The organism is Streptomyces luteireticuli, from assembly GCF_041519305.1.
GTDB lineage: Bacteria > Actinomycetota > Actinomycetes > Streptomycetales > Streptomycetaceae > Streptomyces > Streptomyces luteireticuli.
Window position 1 is genome coordinate 1,956,080 of the sequence record NZ_CP167927.1, and the last position, 19,406, is coordinate 1,975,485.

At 72.7% G+C, this 19,406-nt stretch carries 18 protein-coding genes and 1 riboswitch; of the genes, 4 read left to right on the top strand and 14 right to left on the bottom strand.

All coding sequences use genetic code 11. The annotated features are described in order from the left end of the window. Nucleotides 1-333: 333 nt before the first annotated feature. Complete coding sequence (locus AB8735_RS07925) at nucleotides 334-2,196, top strand: AAA family ATPase (protein WP_372406319.1); 1,863 nt, start codon at nucleotides 334-336, stop codon at nucleotides 2,194-2,196. A gap of 130 nt (nucleotides 2,197-2,326) precedes the next feature. Here the strand turns inward: AB8735_RS07925 and AB8735_RS07930 are convergent, their stop codons facing one another. From AB8735_RS07930 to ribD, 10 genes are all read right to left on the bottom strand, one after another. Continuing rightward, on the bottom strand, nucleotides 2,327-3,445 hold the full coding sequence (locus tag AB8735_RS07930) for a hemolysin family protein (protein ID WP_372406320.1): 1,119 nt from the start codon (nucleotides 3,443-3,445) through the stop codon (nucleotides 2,327-2,329). Further along, complete coding sequence (locus AB8735_RS07935; protein ID WP_344030081.1) at nucleotides 3,442-4,794, bottom strand: hemolysin family protein; 1,353 nt, start codon at nucleotides 4,792-4,794, stop codon at nucleotides 3,442-3,444. Before AB8735_RS07935 ends, AB8735_RS07930 begins: the two co-directional genes overlap by 4 nt. A 202-nt stretch (nucleotides 4,795-4,996) precedes the next feature. Then, a complete protein-coding gene (locus AB8735_RS07940) occupies nucleotides 4,997-5,446 on the bottom strand; it encodes a PH domain-containing protein (RefSeq protein WP_372406322.1) in 450 nt (149 codons plus the stop codon). A gap of 71 nt (nucleotides 5,447-5,517) precedes the next feature. Then, nucleotides 5,518-6,366: an ATP phosphoribosyltransferase gene (hisG, locus tag AB8735_RS07945; protein WP_372406324.1), complete on the bottom strand. Its 849-nt coding sequence runs from the start codon at nucleotides 6,364-6,366 to the stop codon at nucleotides 5,518-5,520. A gap of 62 nt (nucleotides 6,367-6,428) precedes the next feature. Then, nucleotides 6,429-6,698, bottom strand: a complete 270-nt coding sequence (locus AB8735_RS07950) for a phosphoribosyl-ATP diphosphatase (RefSeq protein ID WP_344029741.1) — start codon at nucleotides 6,696-6,698, stop codon at nucleotides 6,429-6,431. A gap of 33 nt (nucleotides 6,699-6,731) precedes the next feature. Continuing rightward, a complete protein-coding gene (gene ribH / locus AB8735_RS07955; RefSeq protein WP_344029738.1) occupies nucleotides 6,732-7,217 on the bottom strand; it encodes a 6,7-dimethyl-8-ribityllumazine synthase in 486 nt (161 codons plus the stop codon). Nucleotides 7,218-7,279: 62 nt separating this feature from the next. Further along, nucleotides 7,280-8,560, bottom strand: a complete 1,281-nt coding sequence (locus AB8735_RS07960; protein WP_344029732.1) for a bifunctional 3,4-dihydroxy-2-butanone-4-phosphate synthase/GTP cyclohydrolase II — start codon at nucleotides 8,558-8,560, stop codon at nucleotides 7,280-7,282. Between the two features lie 41 nt (nucleotides 8,561-8,601). Beyond that, nucleotides 8,602-9,270, bottom strand: a complete 669-nt coding sequence (locus AB8735_RS07965; RefSeq protein WP_372406326.1) for a nicotinamide riboside transporter PnuC — start codon at nucleotides 9,268-9,270, stop codon at nucleotides 8,602-8,604. Beyond that, nucleotides 9,267-9,872, bottom strand: a complete 606-nt coding sequence (locus AB8735_RS07970; protein ID WP_344029725.1) for a riboflavin synthase — start codon at nucleotides 9,870-9,872, stop codon at nucleotides 9,267-9,269. The genes AB8735_RS07965 and AB8735_RS07970 overlap by 4 nt, the downstream gene beginning before the upstream one ends. A gap of 3 nt (nucleotides 9,873-9,875) precedes the next feature. Beyond that, a complete protein-coding gene (gene ribD, locus AB8735_RS07975; protein ID WP_372406328.1) occupies nucleotides 9,876-11,156 on the bottom strand; it encodes a bifunctional diaminohydroxyphosphoribosylaminopyrimidine deaminase/5-amino-6-(5-phosphoribosylamino)uracil reductase RibD in 1,281 nt (426 codons plus the stop codon). A 155-nt stretch (nucleotides 11,157-11,311) separates the two neighbouring features. After that, nucleotides 11,312-11,442, bottom strand: a riboswitch (FMN riboswitch). 181 nt (nucleotides 11,443-11,623) lie between these two features. Here ribD and AB8735_RS07980 point away from each other — a divergent pair. Beyond that, on the top strand, nucleotides 11,624-12,826 hold the full coding sequence (locus AB8735_RS07980) for an MFS transporter (RefSeq protein WP_372406330.1): 1,203 nt from the start codon (nucleotides 11,624-11,626) through the stop codon (nucleotides 12,824-12,826). An 86-nt stretch (nucleotides 12,827-12,912) separates the two neighbouring features. Here AB8735_RS07980 and AB8735_RS07985 read toward each other — a convergent pair whose 3' ends face one another. Next, nucleotides 12,913-13,638: a hypothetical protein gene (locus AB8735_RS07985; RefSeq protein WP_344029716.1), complete on the bottom strand. Its 726-nt coding sequence runs from the start codon at nucleotides 13,636-13,638 to the stop codon at nucleotides 12,913-12,915. Between the two features lie 229 nt (nucleotides 13,639-13,867). Between AB8735_RS07985 and AB8735_RS07990 the strand changes: the two genes are divergently transcribed. Then, nucleotides 13,868-15,292 (top strand): uracil-xanthine permease family protein, encoded by a 1,425-nt coding sequence (locus AB8735_RS07990; protein ID WP_372406333.1) that lies wholly within the window; start codon nucleotides 13,868-13,870, stop codon nucleotides 15,290-15,292. Nucleotides 15,293-15,388: 96 nt separating this feature from the next. Further along, the gene (locus AB8735_RS07995) at nucleotides 15,389-16,081 is read left to right on the top strand and encodes a DUF5995 family protein (protein WP_344029710.1); all 693 of its coding nucleotides are present in this window, start codon (nucleotides 15,389-15,391) and stop codon (nucleotides 16,079-16,081) included. A gap of 65 nt (nucleotides 16,082-16,146) precedes the next feature. On the opposite strand, the gene AB8735_RS08000 is transcribed toward AB8735_RS07995, so the two are convergent. The 3 genes from AB8735_RS08000 to AB8735_RS08010 form a co-directional block, all read right to left on the bottom strand. Next, complete coding sequence (locus AB8735_RS08000) at nucleotides 16,147-17,844, bottom strand: NAD(P)/FAD-dependent oxidoreductase (RefSeq protein WP_344029706.1); 1,698 nt, start codon at nucleotides 17,842-17,844, stop codon at nucleotides 16,147-16,149. A 54-nt stretch (nucleotides 17,845-17,898) separates the two neighbouring features. Next, nucleotides 17,899-18,699 (bottom strand): carbon-nitrogen hydrolase family protein, encoded by an 801-nt coding sequence (locus AB8735_RS08005; protein WP_372406334.1) that lies wholly within the window; start codon nucleotides 18,697-18,699, stop codon nucleotides 17,899-17,901. Between the two features lie 175 nt (nucleotides 18,700-18,874). Then, nucleotides 18,875-19,327 carry a MarR family transcriptional regulator gene (locus tag AB8735_RS08010; protein WP_344029699.1) on the bottom strand — a complete coding sequence of 151 codons (453 nt, stop codon included), beginning with the start codon at nucleotides 19,325-19,327 and terminating at the stop codon, nucleotides 18,875-18,877. Nucleotides 19,328-19,406: the final 79 nt, after the last annotated feature.

The following is a 19,406-nucleotide window of genomic DNA, read 5'->3' on the forward strand; positions in this document are numbered from 1 at the left end:
GTGACCGGGGGCTTCGTACTGCCCACCGCCGCCCGTTCCGGGCGTTTTGTCCCCACCCGACCCCGCCCTCGGCGACCGGCGCACATCACCCACCGTGACCGGATCGCGGAGCGCACCCCGGCCGCCCGGAGCCTCCCCCGCCCCCGCGAACGACGGTACGGCACCCTACGGCCGACGCCGATCGCGCAGGTACCATGCGAGTCGGCGCACCCGTCGTCGGCGTGCGCCGGCAACACTGGTCAACTCCCGCCCACAGAACAGTGGTTCGAATGAAGCGGCCGGGTACCCGCCCGGCGGCGGCACCGCACGGGGGCAGGGTTTGTGGGGGATGCGATGGACTTCGGCACACAGGGCCCGCCCGCCCCGGCAGATCTCGCCTGGCTGCGCGGCGTCGACGCCTGCACGATGGGCGCCTACGACCGGGCGGAGGAGGAGTTCCGCACCGCGGTGCGCGTCGATCCCGGCATGGCCGATGCCTGGCTGGGACTGCACGCGCTGCGCGCCGAGACGTCCACCGCGCTGCTGCGCATGTACCGCCACCGCGAGCGGTTCGGCCAGCAGCGCGCCCGGCACCGCCGCGCCCTCAACTCCTGGTACTGGCTGGGCTGGTGGGTCCAGCCCGTCCTGGAGACGCGCCGCGACCTGCTGCTCGCGCACGCCTCCCACTGGCTCGACGGCCGCCACGTGCCCGAGCTGGACCGGGCGCTCGCCGAGTGCCCGCCGGTCGACGCCGACCCTCAGGTCCGCTTCCTGCACGCGTGCCGCGCCTACCTCGTCAAGGACTGGGACCAGCTCGTCCGGCACACCGAACCCTTACTCGACGACTCCCTCCTCGGCATCGAGGCCGGACTGTTCGGCGGCATGGCACGGGTGCGCCTGGAGATGTACGGACAGGCCGAACCGCTGCTCGCCACCGCGCTGATGCGCTGCCGCAGCGAACAGCCCCAGCGCAAGGAGCTGCGCTACTGGCTGGCCCGGGCGCACGAGGGCACCGGCCGCAGCGCCGCGGCGCTCCCCCTCTACCGCGCCGTGCACCGGGTGGACCCCACGTTCATGGACACCTCGGCCCGGCTGACGGCCATCTCCGCCGGCGACGGCCTGGACGAGCACACGGACCTGACCGGTCCGCTGCCGCTGCCCGGCACCGGCCCGGAGGCCGGGGAGACGACGGACGCCGTGGCCGATCCGGAGGAGCGCACGGGCGACGTCCTCACCGGTACGGGTCCGGCGCCGGCCGCTCCGGTCCCCCCGACCCCCGCCGTGGCCGACGGTCCGCGGGAGAAGGCCCGCGTGCCCGCCCAGCCGTCGGCGCCGCCCGTGCCCGGCCCCTCCGATCCGGCCCTCCTCGCGAAGGCCCTGGCCGAGCTGGAGCGGATGGTCGGCCTGGATCCGGTCAAGCGCCAGGTGCGGGCGCTGTCCGCGCAGTTGCGCATGGCCCGGCTGCGGGCGGGCCAGGGGCTGCCCGTCCAGCCCCCCAAGCGCCACTTCGTCTTCTCCGGCCCCTCCGGCACCGGCAAGACCACGGTGGCCCGCATCCTCGGCCGGGTCTTCTACGCCCTCGGGCTGCTCGGCGGCGACCATCTGGTCGAGGCCCAGCGGGCGGACCTGGTGGGCGAGTTCCTCGGCCAGACGGCGGTCAAGGCGAACGAGCTGATCGATTCCGCGCTGGGCGGGGTGCTCTTCGTCGACGAGGCGTACAGCCTCTCCAACTCCGGCTACAGCAAGGGCGACGCGTACGGCGACGAGGCGCTCCAGGTGCTGCTCAAGCGGGCCGAGGACAACCGCGACCGGCTGGTGGTGATCCTGGCCGGCTACCCGGAGGGCATGGACCGCCTCCTCGCGGCCAACCCGGGCCTCGGCTCCCGCTTCACCACACGGGTCGACTTCCCCAGCTACCGGCCGCTCGAACTCACGGCGATCGGCGGGGTGCTGGCGGGTGAGAACGGTGACGCGTGGGACGAGGAGGCCCTGGACGAACTCCGTTCGATCAGCTCCCATGTCGTCGCCCAGGGCTGGATCGACGAGCTGGGCAACGGGCGCTTCCTGCGCACGCTGTACGAGAAGAGCTGCGCGTACCGGGACTTGCGGCTGTCGGGGTACCCGGGTACCCCGACGCGCAACGACCTGGCGACCCTGCGCCTGCCGGACCTGATGCAGGCGTACGGCGAGGTCCTCTCCGGACGGGGACCCGCGTAGGACTCCACTCAAGCGCCGGACGCGCATCCAGCCCGTCCGGCGCTTGAGGACAATGCGGCGCAGCCGCATTGCGGGGCCCGGGGCGGAGCCCCGGAAGAAACGGTGAAAGGGCGGGCCAGGGGCAAACCCCCTATCCCGACACCACCTCCCGCTCCCGGGGCACCGGAACCACCGCCGCATCACCGGAGCCGGAGGCAGCGGCAGACGCGGACGACACCCCCACCCGGTGGGAAGGATCCCGCACCTCCCCCACCAGCATCTCCAGCACATCCTCCAGCGCCACCAGCCCCAGCACCTTCCCCGACGCGTCCGCGACCGCCGCCAGGTGCGCGGCGGCCCGCCGCATCACCGTCAGCGCGTCGTCGAGCGGCAGTTCGGCCCGGAGGGTCTGGATCCGGCGCCAGACGTGCTGCGGCACGGGCCGCTCGCGGTCCTCCAGGTCGAGGACGTCCTTGACGTGGACATAGCCCATGACGGCACCGTCCGGCGCGCACACCGGGAAGCGGGAGTAGCCCGTGCGCACGGTCAGCTCCTCGACCTCCCGCGGCGTGACCGACGTCGTGACCGTCACCAGCGCGGCCGGGTCGAGCAGCACGTCCGTGACCGGCCGGCTGCCCAGCTCCAGCGCGTCCTCCAGCCGCTCCTGCTCGGCCCGTTCGAGGAGCCCCGCCTGGCGGGAGTCCTCGACGAGGTGCGTGAGCTGCTCACTGGTGAACACCGCCTCGACCTCGTCCTTGGGCTCGACCCGGAAGAGCCGGAGCACCCCGGTCGCACAGGCGCCCAGCAGCCGCGTCACCGGCCGGCACAGCCGGGCGAAGGCGACCAGGCCGGGGCCCAGCCAGAGCGCCGCCCGGTCGGGAGCGGACATCGCGAGGTTCTTGGGCACCATCTCGCCGATGACCAGGTGGAGGAAGACCACCAGGGCCAGCGCGATGACATAGCCGAGTGGATGGATGAGCCCGACGGGCAGCCCCGCCGCATGGAAGACCGGCTCCAGCAGCTCGGCGACGGTCGGTTCGGCGACCGCGCCGAGCGTCAGCGAGCAGACGGTGATGCCGAACTGGGCGGCCGCCATCATCTGCGGCAGGTTCTCCAGACCGGTCAGCACGGTCCGGGCCCGCCCGGAGCCCTCCGCGGCCCGCGGTTCGATCTGGCTGCGCCGCACGGAGACGAGCGCGAACTCGGCGCCCACGAAGAACCCGTTGGCGAGCACCAGCAGCACGGCGAAGACGAGTTGCAGCACGCTCATCGTGCCTCACCCGCCACAGCGGCCACGGCGCCCACGGCCACGGTCCGGGTGAAACGGACGCGTTCGGCCCGGTGGTGTCCCACCCGGCGCACCGACAGCCGCCAGCCGTCGGGCAGTTCGACCCGGTCGCCGGGGACGGGGATGCGCCCCAGCAGGTCCGCGACGAGACCGGCGACGGTCTCGTAGGGCCCGTCCGGCGCGTCGAGTCCTATGCGCCGCAGGGCGTCGACCCGGCAGCCGCCGTCCGCCTCCCAGACGGCGCGGCCGTCCTCGCAGGGCAGCGGAACGAGGTCCGGCCGGGCGGCGTCCGCGTGGTCGTGCTCGTCGCGGACCTCGCCGACGAGCTCCTCGACGATGTCCTCCAGGGTGACCACCCCGGCCGTGCCGCCGTACTCGTCGACGACCACGGCTATCGGCTGCTCGCTGCGCAGCTGCTCCAGCAGGGGCTGCACGGGCAGGCTCTGCGGAACGAGCATCGGGGCGACCGCGATCCGGGTGACCGGGGTGCGCAGCCGCTCCTCGCCGGGGACGGCCAGCGCGTCCTTGAGGTGGACCATGCCGACGACCTCGTCCAGCCGCTCGCGGTAGACGGGGAAGCGGGAGAGGCCCGTGGCGCGGGTGAGGTTGAGGACGTCCTCGGCGGTGGCGCCCGCCTGGAGGGCGCTGACCCTCACCCGCGGGGTCATCACCTGCTGCGCGGTGAGGTCGCCCAGCGAGAGGGTGCGGACGAACAGGTCGGCGGTATCCTGCTCCAGGGCGCCGGCCAGGGCCGAGTGCCGGGCGAGCGAGACCAGTTCGCCGGGGGTGCGGGCCGAGGCCAGCTCCTCGGCGGGCTCCACGCCCAGGGCCCGTACCAGCCGGTTGGCGACCGCGTTCAGCAGCGTGATCACGGGCCGGAAGAAGTGGGAGAAGACGCTCTGCGGGCGGGCGACGAAGCGCGCGACCTGCAACGGCCGGGAGACCGCCCAGTTCTTGGGCACGAGCTCGCCGATGACCATCTGCACGGCGGAGGCCGCCAGCATGCCGGTCACGACGGCCGCGCCCGCCGCGGCGCCCGACGGCAGCCCGGCCGCGCCCAGGGGGCCGGTGAGCAGCCGGCCGAGGGCGGGTTCGGCGAGCATGCCCACCACCAAGGAGGTGATGGTGATGCCCAGTTGGGTGCCGGAGAGCTGGAAGGAGAGTTCGCGCAGGGCCGCGACGACGGTCCGGGCGCGGGGGTCGCCGCTCGCCGCGGCCCGCTCGGCCTCCGGCTTCTCGACGGTCACCAGGCCGAACTCGGCGGCGACGAAGAAGCCGTTGGCGAGGATCAGGAGCAGGGCCGCCGCCAGGAGCAGCAGCGAAACGGTGATACTCATCGCGCCGCCTCGCCCGCAGGGGCAGCGGCGCAGGTACTACAGGACGGTCCGTCCATCCCGGAGGGGATCACTCCTCGGTTCGCAGGTGTCCCGCGGGGCCGTGCAGTGGGCACGACGGGGTGTGCGGGGCGGGGCAGGTATGTGCCCGTGGCACCAGAGTAATCAAGGAATCCGGGTCGGGGGCGGCCGACCGCCCTCAGATGGCGGCCCGGGCCGCGCCGTGTTCGGCGACGAGCGCGTTCAGGGCGCGCGCGTCGGAGATGGCCTTCTCCTTGGCGAAGCCGGTCTGAATGCCCATGGCGGGCAGGGATGTTCCGTCCGAGAGGTCGAGGTGGACCCAGGAGTCGCCGGGGCGGAGATTGACCCGGACGATCTGCGCCCAGGCCAGCCTCCGTACGGTGGTGAGGTTCACCACGGTGACGCCCTCCGGCGTGGCGACCACCTTCGGGCGGCTGAGCAGGGCGAGGACGCCCAGGCCCAGCAGCCCGGTGCCGATGAAGGTGATGCGGTCCCCCACGGTGAACGTCGTCAGCAGGAACGACACCAGCGTGAGCACGGCGACGAGCGCGAAGCCGATGCCCAGCAGCACCACCCGGGTGCGGGTGGGGCGGAAGGTGACGGGGAGGGGCGTCGCGGGGGTGCTCACGGTGGCGTGCTTCTTCCGTTCTCTTCCTGCTTCTTCTTCCGGCTTCTTCCTGCTCAGAGGCGGCAGGCTGCTCAGAGGCGGCAGGCGTGGATGCCGGTGGTCAGGATGGCGCGGGCGCCGAGCTCGTAGAGCTCGTCCATGATCCGCTGGGCGTCCTTGGCCGGGACCATCGAGCGGACGGCGACCCAGCCCTCGTGGTGCAGCGGGGAGACGGTGGGCGACTCCAGGCCGGGGGTGAGTGCGACGGCGCGCTCGACGTGCTCGACGCGGATGTCGTAGTCCATCATCACGTAGCGGCGGGCGACCAGGACGCCCTGCATGCGGCGGAGGAACTGCTGGACCTTGGGGTCGTCGGCCGGCGCGCCGGAGCGGCGGATGACGACGGCCTCGGACTCCAGGATCGGCTCGCCGATGATCTCCAGTCCGGCGTTGCGCAGGGTGGTGCCGGTCTCGACGACGTCGGCGATGACCTGGGCGACGCCCAGCTGGATGGCGGTCTCGACGGCGCCGTCGAGGTGGACGACGTCGGCGTCCACGCCGTGGTCGGCCAGGTGCTTGGTGACCAGGCCGGCGAAGGAGGTGGCGATGGTCACCCCGCCGAACTCGGAGACGTCCTGGGCCGTGCCCGGGCGGGTGGCGTAGCGGAACGTCGAGCCGGCGAAGCCGAGCTGCATGATCTCCTCGGCCCGGGAGCCGGAGTCCAGCAGCAGGTCGCGGCCGGTGATGCCGATGTCGAGCTTGCCGGAGCCGACGTAGACGGCGATGTCGCGGGGGCGCAGGAAGAAGAACTCGACCTCGTTGGCGGAGTCGACGAGGACGAGTTCCCTGCGGTCCTTGCGCTGCCGGTAACCGGCCTCATGGAGCATCTCCGACGCAGGCTCGGAGAGAGAACCCTTGTTGGGGACGGCGATGCGCAGCATGAGGTCGGTTTCCTTAGAACGTCGGGGTGGTGCGGAGGGGGTGGATCGAAGCGGGGGGTGGATCAGAGATGGGAGTAGACGTCGTCGAGCGAGATGCCGCGGGCGATCATCATCACCTGAAGGTGGTAGAGGAGCTGGGAGATCTCCTCCGCCGTGGCGTCGGCGCCCTCGTACTCGGCGGCCATCCACACCTCGGCCGCCTCCTCGACGACCTTCTTGCCGATGGCATGGACCCCCTTGCCCACCAGTTCCGCGGTGCGGGAGGTGGCGGGATCGCCGGTGGCCTTGTGCTGGAGCTCGGCGAAGAGCTCCTCGAACGTCTTCCTGTCCATGGTGGTCCTACCCTACGGTGTCCGCTCCCCCGCTCAGTGCCAGGGCTCGGACAGCGAGCGCAGGACGACCGCCGTGGCGACGGCCGCGGTGACCGCCTCGTGGCCCTTGTCCTCGGCCGAGCCCTCGAGTCCGGCCCGGTCGAGGGCCTGCGCCTCGTCGTCGCAGGTGAGCACGCCGAAGCCGACGGGCACACCGGTGTCGGCGGACACCTGGGTCAGACCCTGGGTGACGCCCTGGCACACATAGTCGAAGTGGGGGGTGCCGCCGCGGATGACCACACCGAGGGCGACGACGGCGTCGTAGCCGCGTCCGGCGAGCACCTTGGCGGCCACCGGCAGCTCCCAGCTGCCGGGGACGCGCAGCAGCGTCGGCTCGTCGATGCCGATCTCGTGCAGGGCGCGCAGGGCCCCGTCGACCAGGCCGTCCATGACCTTCTCGTGCCACTGGGCGGCGACCACCGCCACCCGGAGGTCCCGACAGTTCTTCACACTCAGCTGGGGGGCGCCCTTGCCGCTCACGTTGCTCCTAGGAATGCCGATGCAGGAATGGTTCTTCGGTGGTGCCGGGTCGTGGTGCCGGGTCACTGGTTGCCGCAGGGGGACACCTGGCCGTCGTCCAGCCAGGGCAGGTCGTGCCCCATCCGGTCCCGCTTGGTCCGCAGGTACCGCAGATTGTGCTCGCCCGCGGCCACGGGCATCGGCTCCCGGCCGGAAATCTTGATGCCGTGCCGTTCCAGGGCGATGGTCTTGTCGGGGTTGTTGGTCATCAGCCGCACCGAGCGCACACCGAGGTCCGCGAGCATCTGCGCGCCGGCGGCGTAGTCGCGGGCGTCCGCGGGGAGGCCGAGTTCGAGGTTGGCGTCGAGCGTGTCGTGGCCGGCCTCCTGGAGCTCGTAGGCCCGCAGCTTGGACAGCAGGCCGATGCCGCGCCCCTCGTGGCCGCGGAGGTAGACGACCACGCCGCGGCCCGCGTCGGCGATCCGCTCCAGGGACGCCTCCAGCTGGGGCCCGCAGTCGCAGCGCAGCGAGCCGAAGATGTCGCCGGTCAGGCACTCGGAGTGGACCCGCACCAGGACGTCCTCGCCGTCGCCGACGTCACCGGCGACGAGGGCGACGTGCTCGACGCCGTCGCGGACGGAGCGGTAGCCGTGCGCCGTGAACTCCCCGGCGGCGGTGGGCAGTCGGGTGGTGGCCTCCCGCTTCACGGTGGGCTCGGCGGAGCGCAGATGGCTGATGAGGTCCTCGATGGAGATGATCGACAGGCCGTGCCGGCGGGCGAACGGGACCAGTTCGGGCAGGCGCAGCATCCGGCCGTCCTCCCCGGCGATCTCCACGATCGCGGCGGCCGGGCGCAGTCCGGCGAGGCGCGCGAGGTCGCAGCCGGCCTCGGTGTGGCCGGGGCGGACGAGGACGCCGCCGGGCCGGGCGCGCAGCGGGAAGATGTGGCCGGGGCGGACGAAGTCGGAGGGCACGCTGTCGGGCGAGGCCAGCAGCCGGATGGTGGTGGCCCGGTCGGCGGCGGAGATGCCGGTGCCGACGCCGTGCGCGGAGCTCGCGTCGACGGTGACGGTGAACGCGGTGCGCATGGTCTCGGTGTTGTGCTCGACCATCTGCGGCAGGTCGAGGCGGTCGACGTCCTCGGCCTCCATCGGCATGCAGATCAGGCCTCGGCACTGGCTCATCATGAAGGCGACGATCTCGGGGGTGGCCAGTTCGGCGGCGATGACGAGGTCGCCCTCGTTCTCCCGGCCCTCGTCGTCCACCACCACGACCGGCCGGCCGGCCGCGATGTCGGCGATGGCGCGCTCCACCGGGTCGAGGGTCAGGTCCTCGGGGGCGGACCGGCGCTGGGGGGCGGTCATGCTGTCACTCCTTGGTGATCGGTGGGGAAGGTGCCGGGGCCTCAGGCGGCCCGGGAGAGGGCCGGCTCACGGGCCGGGGCGGCGCGGTCGGCACGGCGGGAACGCAGCCACCAGTCGCGCAGTCCCCACAGGACGATGACGAGGTAGACGACGTAGACCAGGCCGGCGAAGGCGAGCCCGCTGGAGAAGGCGAGCGGGATGCCGACCGCGTCCACGAGCAGCCAGGCGAACCAGAACTCGACGAGCCCGCGGGCCTGGGAGACCATCGCGGCGAGGGTGCCGACGAAGATGTACGCGTCCGGCCAGGGATTCCACGACAGTTGGGGCACGGCGGTGAAGAGCGCGCCGACGGCGAGCGTGCCCGCGGCGGTGCCGCCCAGCAGCACGGCCCGCTCGCGCCAGGTGGCGAAGCGTACGGTCAGGTGGCCGCCCTCGGTGTCCCGGCGGCCCAGGTGCCACTGCCGCCAGCCCCACAGGGAGACGCCGATGACCAGGAGCTGCTTGCCCACCCCGCCGCCCAGGTGCGCGGTGGCGTAGGCGGTGACGAGGATGAGGCCGGCGAGGAACTGGGCGGGCCAGGTCCATATGGAACGGCGCCAGCCGAGGGCGAGGGCGCCCATGCCGATGGTGTTGCCGATCATGTCGGACCAGATGACGTGCTGGCCGAGGGCGGTGAACGCCTCGTCGCCCAGCCAGGAGAGCGCGCTCATTCCTGTACCCCCGCCCGGTGCCCCAGCAGCCGTTCCGTGTACTTCGCGAGGACGTCGACCTCGAGGTTGACGACGTCGCCGGTCTTCTTGATGCCCAGGGTGGTGAGGGCGAGCGTGGTGGGGATGAGGCTAACGGTGAACCAGTCGTCGCCGGCCTCCACCACGGTGAGGCTGATGCCGTCCACGGTGATCGAGCCCTTGTCCACGACGTAGCGGGCCAGGCCGTCCGGCAGCGAGATCCGCACGGTCTCCCAGTGCTCGCCGGGCACCCGCTCGGTGATGGCGCCGGTGCCGTCCACATGCCCCTGGACCAGGTGCCCGCCGAGCCGCCCGCCCAGCGCCATGGGCCGCTCCAGGTTGACCCGCGAGCCGGGGACGAGGGCGCCGAGGCCGGACCGGTCGAGCGTCTCGGCCATGACGTCGGCGGTGAACGCGCCGTCGGCGGTGGTGACCACGGTCAGGCACACGCCGTTGACCGCGATCGAGTCGCCGTGCCCGGCGTCCTCCGTGACCAGCGGGCCGCGCAGGGTCAACCGCGCGGAGTCGCCGCGGCGTTCGACGGCGACGACCTCACCGAGCTCTTCGACGATTCCGGTGAACACTTCTCAGTTCTCCTCTGCGGCGGTGGCGGGGGCGCTGGGCAGGTCGGGCGAAGCCCATTGCGGTTCGGGAGCGCCCCGAAGGGGCGCGGGGCTGTGACACGGTGCGGCTCCGCCGCGTGGGCGCGCGACCGGCCACGACGGCGCCGCAGCCGATCGACGCTGCGTCCGATCGACGACTGTCGCGGCACCTTCGGCGGAGCGCCTGGGCACGGCGGTGACGCGCAGGTCGGGGCCGAGCCGGGCGACGTCGGTGACGTCCAGGCGCAGCGCCTGCGCGATGGTGCCGATGCCGGCGTCGCCGAGGGCGGCCGGTCCGGCGCCGAGCAGCGCGGGGGCGAGGTAGCCGACGACGCGGTCCACGGCACCGGCCGCCAGGAAGGCGCCGGCGAGCCGGGGGCCGCCCTCCAGCAGGACGGAGCGCACGCCGCGGCCGTGGAGTTCGGCGAGCAGGGCGGTGATGTCGAGGCCGGCGGGTCCGGCGGGCAGCCGGGCGATGTCGGTGCCGGCGGGCAGGTGCCGGGTGCCGGCCTCCTCGCCGACGGCGATCAGGGTCGGGGCCGCGTCGTCGAGGACGCGGGCGTCCGGCCGGACGGTGGCGTGGGTGTCCACGACGACGCGCAGCGGCTGGGTGGCCCCGTCCCGGCCGCGGACGGCCAGGTGCGGATCGTCCGCGCGCAGGGTGCCGGAGCCGACGACGACGGCGTCGGCCTCGGCGCGCAGCCGGTGGACGTCGGCGCGGGACTCGGCGGAGGTGATCCAGCGGCTGGTGCCGTCGGCGGCGGCGCTGCGGCCGTCGAGGGTGGCGGCGTACTTCCACAGGACGAAGGGGCGGCCGCGCAGGACGGAGGTGAGCCAGGCGGCGTTGCCCGCCGCGGCCTCGTCGGCCAGCAGCCCGCCCTCGGTGTCGACCCCGGCCGCCGCGAGGGTGGCCGCGCCACCGGTGGCGACGGGATCGGGGTCGGAGACGGCGTAGACGACACGGGCCAGGCCGGCGGCGATGAGGGCCTGGGCACAAGGGCCCGTGCGGCCGGTGTGGTTGCAGGGTTCCAGAGTGACGACGGCGGTGCCGCCCCGGACGTCGTGCCCGGCCGCGGCGGCCGCACGGAGCGCCTCGACCTCGGCGTGCGCCGCTCCGGCGCGCCGGTGCCAGCCCTCGCCGACGACACGGCCGGCGGCGTCGAGCAGGACGCAGCCGACGACGGGGTTGGGGCTCGTGGAACCGAGGGCGCGCGCGGCGAGCGCTATGGCGCGCCGCATCGCGTCTGCTTCGGTCGCGGTGGCCACCGGGGTCCTCCTGCCTCTTGGGCGTGGACTCCGGGGCTGTCGTCAGGGGACAACGAAAAGCGGGACAAACACTGCCGGACCTCCCGGCCGTCGCGGGACCGCCCCCTGAGGGGAAGCCTCCGTACGGCCACGGCGGGAATGCCGGTGCCTGCCCGCCGCGCACTGCCTCCCATCCGGACTTTAACCGTCGGTCCAGGAATTTCACCTGGTCAACCGGCCGCTGGCGGCGGACGGGTCGCGGACTGTAACCGCCGGTTCGGACTTTCACCGACCCCGGAGTGCGCTGCGTGATGTGATCTTGTCTGGTGTGCGGGCCATGGGTTGCTTGAAACCTTCACAGCTCCGACGCGTCCGAGCGTACGCCGGACCGCGGCGCGGTGTCCACGGCACTTGACAGAGCGTGTGACAGCTCACGTGGCCGCCGCGTAGCGTGCTCCGGGGGGGCGGTGACGGCGGGGGAGGCGCGCATGGACGGCACCGGAGGGCCGGAGGAAACGCCTCCGCGCCGGGCCCGGCGGGCCGTCGCCCTGGTGTTCGCCGTCCATGGCGCGGTCACCGGGAGCTTCGCCACCCGCATCCCCTGGATCCGGGACCATCTCTCCCTGGAAGCGGGCGAGTTGGGACTCGCCCTGGCCTTCCCGGCGATCGGCGCCGCGCTGGCGATGCCCCTCGCCGGCCGGTTCGCCCACCGCCTCGGCTCCCGGGCGGCGTTGCGGCTGCTGCTCGCGCTGTGGTGCGCGTCGCCGGCGCTGCCGGCCCTCTCCCCCGCGCTTCCGGCGCTCTGCGCGGCGCTGCTGGCCTACGGGGCGGCGTCGGGTCTGGCGGACGTCGCCATGAACGCGCTGGGCGTGGAGACCGAGGAGCGGATCGGCCGTCCGATCATGTCCGGGCTGCACGGGATGTGGAGCGCCGGGGCCCTGGCCGGTTCGGCGGCGGGCACTCTCGCGGCCCAGTCCGGTACGGACGCCCGGCTGCACCTGGGCATCGCCTCCGCCGTGCTGACCGTCCTCGGCGCGTTCGTCTGCGGCGGGGTGCTGGACCTGCGCCCCCGCGCGGAGGAGCGGCCGCCGCCGCGGTTCGCCCGGCCGCCGCGTGCCGCGTTCGTCATCGGGGCCGTCGGGTTCTGCGCGGTGTTCGCCGAGGGGGCCGGCCTGGAGTGGTCGGCGGTCTATCTGAGGGACGTCCTCGGCGCGGGCGCGGGGCTCTCGGCCGCGTGCACCACGGCGTTCTCCTGCGCGATGGCGGCGGCCAGGTTCGCCGGGGACGCGGCGGTGCACCGGTTCGGCCCGGTGCGGACGGTCCGGGCGGGCGGGGTGCTGGCGTGCGCCGGCGGCCTGGCGGTGGTCACCGCCCCGCACGCGGCACTCGCCATCGCGGGCTTCGCCCTGCTGGGCCTGGGGATCGCGGTGGTGGTCCCGCTGGCCTTCGCCGCGGCGGCCCGCAGCGGGCCCGAGGCGGGCCAGGCCATCGCCGGGGTCGCGACGATCACCTATACGTCCGGGCTGATCGCCCCGTCGGCCATCGGCCGGATCGCCGACGCCACCTCCCTGACCGTCTCGTTCGGGCTGGTGACCGCGCTGGGCGCGGTGCTGACGGCCGCGGCGGGCGCGCTGCGCGTACCGGCCGGTTCCGCCGGGCGCCCCCGGACCGTACCGGTGGCGAAGGGCTGACCGCACGCCACCGCGGGCCGCGGGACCGGGAGTTCCGGTCGCACGGCCCGCGGTGGAAGGGGGGACGTCAGAGGGCGAGCGTGGGATCAGAGGCTGATGCCCAGCAGGTTGAAGGAGTTGTGGCAGTGACCACCGCGGCCCCAGCCACCTCCCCAGCCACCGTGGTGGCCCCAGCCCTCGTTGTCGTCGCAGTCGCCGCGGCCACGGTGCTTCCAGCCACCGCCGTCGCAGTCGTCGCCCCGGCCCCAACCACCGTGGTGGCCGCCACCGTGGCCCCAGCCACCGTCGCAGTCCTCACCGTGGCCCCAGCCGCCCCCGCCCCAGCGGTGGTGGCCGCCGCCGTGGCCCCAGCCACCCCAGCCGCCCCAACCGCCCCAGATGTTGATGTTGCCCCAGCCACCATGGCCGCCACCGTGGTGACCCCAGCCACCGCGGTCGCAGTCACCGCGGTCGCGCCAGCGGTCGCAGTCCCGGTCACGCCAGTGGTGGTCACGGTCGCAGTCCCGGTCACGCCCGCGGTCGCGGTCGCAGTCCCGGTCACGGTCGCGGTGGTGGCGACCACGGTCGCAGTCCCGGTCACGGTCACGGTCCCGGCCCTTGTCCCTGTCGCGGCCCTTGTCGCGACCCTTGTCCCGGTCACGGTCCCGGTCGCGGTCACGGCCGTGGTCGCGGCCGTCGTGGTCGTCGTCCCAGCTCACCGCCTTGGGCACGGACGGGGACTGGGGCGCGGCCATGGCCGCCCCGGCAGCCGGAACGATGACGCCCGCGGCGAGAACCGCGGCGACCGCTGAGCGGCCGACGAGCTTACGCATGTATGTCTCCTGGTTTGCAGGAAATCGGACAACTCACGCTTACCTCTCACCGGCCGGGGATCAGCCGCGGCGACCGGGCATACAGCCTTACGAGGTGTTAATTGCGCCGATCGCAGCAGCCCTTCGGCAGCACGCCGGGCCGAGGACGTCGTACGGGCCACTCCTCACGCCCGCTTAACATGTTGCGGATCCCATTCGGATCACCACATCGAGCACATTTGGAGCAGTCATGGGCCTCGGCGTGCGCTGGACCCTGCACGGTGACGGGCGCACCCCCGAACCCGGGGCGGTCGTCCGGCCGGACGAACGGCTTTCCTGGCCCCGGACCGCGGGACTCGGCGCACAGCACGTGGTCGCCATGTTCGGGGCGTCTTTTGTCTCGCCCGTGTTGATGGGGCTCGACCCCAACCTCGCCATCATGATGTCGGGCGTCGCGACGATCCTCTTCCTGCTCGCCACCCGCGGCAGGATCCCCAGCTACCTGGGGTGCAGCCTCTCCTTCGTCGGGGTGGCGGCGGTCATCCGGGCCCAGGGCGGCGACAGCACGGCCGTCACGGGGGCGATCTTCGTGGTCGGCGGGGCGCTGTTCCTCAGCGGTCTGGCGGTGCGCCGGTTCGGCGCGCGCATCATCCACGCGGCGATGCCGCCCGTGGTGACGGGCGCGGTGGTCATGCTCATCGGCTTCAACCTGGCCCCGGTGACGGCCTCCACGTACTGGCCGCAGGACCAGTGGACGGCGCTGCTGACCATGCTCTTCACCGGGCTCGCGGTGGTCTGCCTGCGCGGCTTCTGGTCGCGCGTGGCGATCTTCCTCGGCCTGCTCTTCGGCTATGCGCTCTCCTGGGTCCTCGACCGGGTCTTCGGAAAGATCCACTCGGTGAACGGCGGCCCGGAGGCCGTCGACCACTGGCGGCTGGACTTCTCCGGCGTCGGCAAGGCCGACTGGATCGGCCTGCCCTCGCTGCACGCCCCGTCGTTCGGCTGGTCGGCGGCGCTGGTGGCACTGCCGGTGGTCATCGCCCTGATCGCCGAGAACGCCGGACACGTCAAGGCGGTCGGCGAGATGACCGGCGACAACCTGGACGACCAGCTGGGCACCGCGATCTCCGCCGACGGCGCGGCGACGATGCTCTCCACGGCGGTCGGCGGCCCCGCCAACACCACCTACTCCGAGAACATCGGCGTCATGGCGGCCACCCGGGTCTACTCCACCGCCGCGTACTGGGCGGCGGCCGTCTTCGCCCTGCTCTTCGGCGTCTGCCCCAAGTTCGGCGCGGTGGTCGCGGCCATCCCGGGCGGGGTGCTGGGCGGCATCACCGTCATCCTCTACGGCATGATCGGCCTGCTCGGCGCGCAGATCTGGGTGCACAACAAGGTCGACCTGCGCAATCCGCTGAACCTGGTGCCGGTCGCGGCGGGCATCATCATCGGCATCGGCGGCGTCAGCCTCAAGATCAGCAAGAACTTCGAGCTGAACGGCATCGCCCTCGGCACGATCGTCGTCCTCACCGGGTACCACGCCCTGCGCTTCCTGGCACCCGCCCATCTGAAGGAGCAGGAGCCGCTGTTGGACGAGGGGACCAGCGGCTACGACAGCGTGGCGGAGCGGGAGAAGACCGGACGGGACGACGAGGGGCACACGCCCCGGACCTGAGCCGCGACCGGGGATGCCGTCACACTCCGTCACCCGTTCCGGTTAACCCGTCGGAGATTTTCCCTACTCTCCGTATCCATCTGTCACTCTGCGTATATGACAACGACTGGGGTGCGGCCGGCGGCTCCCGCCGGCATCGACGGAGTGATCGTCCGGATGCGCGAGCTGGCGGCCGGTCTGCCACCGCGGGACGGGGTGGCGGTCTTCAACGGGGTGTATCTGACGGTCACCGAGGAGGTCCGGCGCCGGGTGACCGCCGGCGCCTTCCGGGACCGCGCGGCCACCACCACGCTGGACGTCCTGTTCGCCGGCCGCTATCTGACCGCGGTGGACGAGGCGGCGGCGGGGCGAAGACCACCGGCCTGCTGGCGGCCGCTGTTCCAGCTCCGCGGCCATCCGGCCGTCCGGCCCGTGCAGTTCGCCCTCGCGGGCATCAACGCCCACATCGGACACGACCTTCCGCTCGCCCTCGCCGACACCTGCCGGGACACGGGCACCGAACCACGGGAACTGGAGGGGGACTTCCACCGGATCGGCGAGCTGCTCGTCTCCCTGGAGGAGCGGATCCGCGAGACCCTGATGCCGGGGCCGGACGTGCTGGACGTCGCCGATCCGCTCACCCATCTGCTGGGGTCGTGGACCCTGGAGGCCGCCCGTGCCGCCGCCTGGGCCGCCTTCCGCGCCCTGTGGGCACTGCGCGAACGGCCGGATGTGACGGCCGAGTTCGAGGAGCGGGTCGACGCGAGCGTGGGACTGGTGGGGCGATGTCTGCTCACGCCGCTGGGATGACACGGGCGACGGCCGCGCGGGGGACGACGCTCCGCCCCGCGCCGCCGCGCCCGGTCACACCGAGATCAGTCCTCCGGCAGCTCGACGGGGGCGATCTCGTCGTAGACGTCGCCCGGGCCCGGGTTGACCGGGTCCGTGGCACCGCCGAAGTGGTGCATGACGCCCCAGACCGCGTTGAGCGCGGTCTGCACGGCGCCCTCGGCCCAGCCAGCCGTCCAGGAGATGTCGTCGCCCGCGAGGAAGATGCCGCGCTTGTCCTCGGGGAGGCGGTCCTGCATGAAGTGGGTGAACAGCCGCCGCTGGTAGCGGTAGTGGCCGGGCAGGTTCGCCTTGAACGCGCCCATGAAGTAGGGCTCGTTCTCCCAGGAGACGGTCACCGGGTTGCCGATGATGTGCTTACGGATGTCGACGCCCGGGTAGATCTCGCCGAGCGACTTGAGCATGACCTCCATCCGCTCGTTGGCCGACAGCGGAAGCCACTTGAGGCTGTCGTCGCACCAGGTGTACGAGAGGCAGATCACCGCGGGCTTGTCCGGTCCGTCGTCCAGGAGGTAGGTGCCGCGCGTCATCCGGTCGGTGAGCGTCATCGACATGACGTCCCGGCCGTTCTCGTCCTTGTCCAGCCAGAAGGGCCGGTCCACCGGGACGAAGAGCTTGGACGACTCCATGTAGTGGGTGCGCTCGACCGCGGTCCAGTGGTCGATGGGGAAGAGCTCGTCGTCGCACTCGATCTTCGACAGGAGCATCCACGACTGGGCGGTGAAGACCGCGGCCGCGAAGGTGCGGATGTCGCCGCTCGCGTCGGTGACCGTGATCCGGTTGCCCGCGGTGCGGTGCAGCCGGGTGACGGCCGGCCGCGGCGCGCCGCCGTGCAGGGAGGACAGCGAGGTCCCCGGCGCCCAGTGGACGATCTTCTCCGGCTCGCGCTCCCACAGGCGCAGCGGCAGCTGCTGGCTGCCGCCGACGATCCCGCGGTGGTGGTCGTCGGCCTCGGTGTAGACGACGCGCAGGATCTCCAGGATGGAGTTGGGGAAGTCGGTGTCCCAGCCGCCGGTGCCGAAGCCGACCTGGCCGAAGATCTCCCGGTGCCGGAAGGACTTGAACGCCTCCGACTCGCAGAGGAAGCCGTAGAAGGTCTGGTTGTCGAGCTTCTCGACGAGCTTCGCCCAGATCTCGCGGATGCGCGGCACGTCGCGCTCGCGCATGGCGCGGTTCATGTCGGAGAAGTCGGCGCCCTCCTCCAGACAGGCGTTCCACGCGTCGGCCACGTCGCGGTAGACCTGCGGCAGGTCCTCGACCGTCTCCGCGTAGTGGGACTCGCCCTTGAGGTCCACGACGGTGGACGGGGTGCACGGCGCCAGCGGGTTGGGGAACGGCTTGGTCTCCAGGCCCACCAGGTCGATGTAGTGCTGGAAGGCGGTGGAGGACGGCGGGAAGCGCATCGCCCCCATTTCGGCGGTCAGTTCGCCGTCGCAGCCCTCGAAGCCGACCGTCCGCAACCGGCCACCGATCTGGTCGGCCTCGTAGACCACGGGCTTGAGACCCATCTTCATCAGCTCATAGGCGGCCACGATGCCCGAGAGCCCGCCACCGATGACCGCGACCTCGGTGCCGTGCTCGGTGGCCGGAATCTGGCCCAGGCCCGCCGGGTGCTCGAGGAAGTCGTCGTAGGCGAACGGGAAGTCCGGGCCGAACATGGTGATCGGCGGGTCGTTCTGGGGGACCTGCTCGTCGTGGACGGCGGTGGGCACCGTGGACGTCATCGGCGGGACTCTCCTGATCGCGGGGGGATGGCGGGGAAGAAGGGTGGTGCGGGCTCAGACGAGCCGGGTGTAGAGCTCGGGACGGCGGTCGTCGAGATAGGTGTTCTCGGCGCGCGAGCTCCGGAGCAGGGCGGGGTCGGCCTCGGTGACCAGCAGGTCCTCGCCCGCGCCGGCCCGGGCCCGTACGAACCCGTCCGGGGCGGCGAGGCAGGACATCCCGGCGAAGGTGAACTCCCCTTCGTTGCCGCACCGGTTGACATAGGCGATGTAGAGCTGGCTCTCCCAGGCCCGGGCCGGGACGATCGTCCGCGGGACGATCTCGTAGGGCCGCATCAGGGCGGTCGGTGCGAGCAGCAGCTCGGTCCCCGCGAGGGCGTGCGCCCGCACGGTCTCTGGGAACTCGACGTCGTAGCAGATCAGCAGTCCGAGCCGGACGCCGTCGAGCTCCGCCTGGACGACGGCCTCGGCACCGGGCGAGAAGTACGTCGTCTCGTAGTCGCCGAAGAGGTGCGTCTTGCGGTAGTGGGCGAGCGGGGTGCCCTGCGGGCCCATCAGCTGGAGGGAGTTGAAGATCCGGGCGCCGTCGCGCTCGGGGTAGCCATAGCCGACGGCCAGTCCGTGCGCGGCCGCGATCCGGGCCACGGCCTCGGCGCCGGGGCCGTCGGCGGGCTCGGCCCGGTCCAGGACGGAGGATCCCAGTGCGTACCCGGTCAGATACAGCTCATTGGTGAGCAGCAGCCGGGCACCGGCCTCCGCAGCCCGCCGGGCCGCCGTCTCCAGCGCGTCGAGGGACTCCGCCGTGGAGGAGGGAACGCCGCCGGGGCCTTGGTACAGCGCGATACGCAGCGGGTTCATGCGTCCTCTTGAGGTCGGAGTGGAGGAAGTTCAAGGAGCTTTCAGACAAGGTTTCGTTAAACGCCTTGACGGTACGGCCCGGTAACTCCACGCGACAAGGGACGAATGTTGCGCGCTTCCGAACGATTCGTTGCGCCTTTTCCCGGCGAGGCGGCGATTCGTTGCACGCTGCCGCTCAGCGGGCGGAGGCAGCCTTGGCGTTGCCCGCCATGCGCGCCAGGGCCGCGGTCAGCACCGCACGCTCCTCCGCGGAGAGCCCCTCGGTGAGCGGCTCCTCCAGCCCGGCCAGGACCTGCCGCATCTCGGTCAGCATCCGGCGCCCCTCGTCGGTGACGTGGAGCGCGGCGGTGCGCCCCCGCCCTGCGGGGGTGACGCGGGTCACCGCGCCGGCCCGTTCCAGCTGCCCGACGGTGGCCTGCATGCTCTGCGCCGTCACTCCGGCCCGCCGGGCCAACTCACTGTAGGACAGGCCCGGTTCATGGACGAGATGACCGAGCGCGCCCATCAGGCGCATCGAGTAGTCGCCCCGCTCCGCGAGGGCGCGGTGGGCCGCCTCCTGGGCGAACCGGCCCACGCCGATGAGCAGCAGCGGCAGGGGTGGCACCGCCATCGGCTCGCCACCGCTCATGCCCGTGTCTCCTCGCCCGTCGTCCTGCGCGTCCTGTGCTCCGGAGGGGATGCTAGCGTGTCACCGCCTTGTTTAAGTC